The sequence below is a fragment of the Henriciella sp. genome (assembly GCF_049649345.1).
GTDB lineage: Bacteria > Pseudomonadota > Alphaproteobacteria > Caulobacterales > Hyphomonadaceae > Henriciella.
On sequence record NZ_JBARZC010000654.1, the window covers coordinates 1 to 1,882 of the forward strand.

Below are 1,882 nucleotides of genomic sequence, written 5' to 3' on the forward strand. Positions count from 1 at the left end.
GGCTACGGCAATACCGAAGAGGTGGATGACGCCGGCGGCGCGATCAACAATCGCGGCCGGGCCGTGTTTGCGCCAAGCCTGCGCCTGCAACAGGCCACGCTGCCATTGGTCGACACTCAGGCCTGCAAGGCACAGCTCGATGGATTGATTGCCGGGTACGGTCTGGATGAGGCGTATGGCGATTACAGCCTTGGAGCAGCAACCCTCTGCGCCGGGGGCGATGACCAGGATTCCTGCTATGGCGATAGCGGTGGCCCCCTCGTGGTCCGCAATGAGTATGGCGAGCCATTTCAGGTGGGAATTGTCAGCTGGGGCCTTGGCTGTGGACGCGAAGACAGCCCCGGCGTCTATACGCGCGCCGCACATTTCGCGCCCTGGATTGAGGAAACAACGCAGCTTCAGGGGCCAACCGGCTAGACGCGCGGCAACTTCGGCCCACCTTCATCGCTAATTCCCGACGCGATGCCAGGAGGCTCCGATGCGCCAAATGTCCCCCATTCTAATTGCCTCGATGGCAGCGCTTTGCGCCGGCTGCGCCAGCAAGGCCGAGGCACCTGTCTCAATTGGCTTCGGCACCTCGCCTGTCCTGCCGGAGCCGGAGAACAAACTCATTCCCACGGTCAAGGTGGCGAAGGCGACAGGCTGGCCGGAAGGCCAGATGCCAGTCGCAGCGGACGGGCTTCAGGTCGAGGTTTTTGCGTCCGGCCTGGACCATCCCCGCTGGCTGCATGTCCTGCCGAATGGCGATGTGCTCGTCGCAGAGACGAATGCGCCGCCGCGGCCGGAAAACGGCGACGGCATTCGCGGCTTCTTCATGAAGCAGGCCATGGAGAAGGCCGGCGCTGCCGTTCCCAGTGCAAACCGGATTTCCCTGCTCCGCGACACAGATGGCGACGGCGTGGCCGATGAGCGTCATGACTTCCTTGAAGGCCTGAATTCGCCATTCGGTATGCAGCTTGTTGGCGGCACGCTCTATGTCGCGAACACCGATGCGATTGTCGGTTTTCGCTATGAAGACGGCGCGACCAGCATCAGCGCGCCCGGCGAAACGCTGACGGAGCTTCCGGCCGGGCCGATTAATCATCACTGGACCAAGAACATCCTCGCCTCTGAAGACGGCACGAAACTCTATGCGACCGTTGGCTCGAATTCCAACGTCGCCGAGAATGGCATTGAGGCCGAGGAGGGGCGCGCGGCGATCTGGGAAGTCGACATAGAGACCGGCGAGAAGCGCCTCTTTGCGACAGGGCTGCGCAATCCGAACGGCCTCGACTGGAACCCCGCCTCAGGCATGCTCTGGACCGCCGTCAATGAACGCGACGAACTCGGCGACAATCTTGTGCCGGACTATATGACCTCGGTTCAGGAGGGCGCTTTCTATGGTTGGCCGTGGAGCTACTATGGCGACACGGTCGACACGCGGGTTGAGCCGGCAAGGCCCGACATGGTCGCCAAGGCGATCGCGCCGGACTATGGGCTCGGCAGCCACACCGCCTCGCTGGGGCTCGAATTCTCCGAAGACACAGACCTCGGCGCTGATTACGCCTCGGGCGCCTTTATCGGCCAGCACGGCTCATGGAACCGCAATCCGCGCAGCGGCTACAAGGTCATCTTCGTGCCGTTCGATGGCGCGATGCCATCCGGCGATCCAGTCGACGTGCTGGCCGGCTTCCTCGACGGCGACAAGGCCCGCGGCCGCCCGGTCGATGTTGCCACGGCGGACGATGGTGCGCTGCTAGTAACAGATGACGTTGGTAACGTTGTCTGGCGGATCAGCCGGGCAGATTAGGGCAGACAGAAAACTTGTAAAAAATATTTGACAGTCAAAAATATTTGACTACATAGGTGTCAAATATCTTTAACAAAAAGGGTTCGCCTGCCA

The 1,882-nt window shown here is 61.7% G+C and carries 2 protein-coding genes; both read left to right on the forward strand.

The features are described 5' to 3' along the window. A partial coding sequence (locus tag WA989_RS17910; RefSeq protein ID WP_424341831.1) for a trypsin-like serine protease occupies positions 1 to 417 on the forward strand: 417 nt, incomplete at its 5' end. Between the two features lie 94 nt (positions 418 to 511). Beyond that, positions 512 to 1,789 carry a PQQ-dependent sugar dehydrogenase gene (locus tag WA989_RS17915; protein ID WP_424341832.1) on the forward strand — a complete coding sequence of 426 codons (1,278 nt, stop codon included), beginning with the start codon at positions 512 to 514 and terminating at the stop codon, positions 1,787 to 1,789. The last annotated feature ends 93 nt before the right edge of the window (positions 1,790 to 1,882 follow it).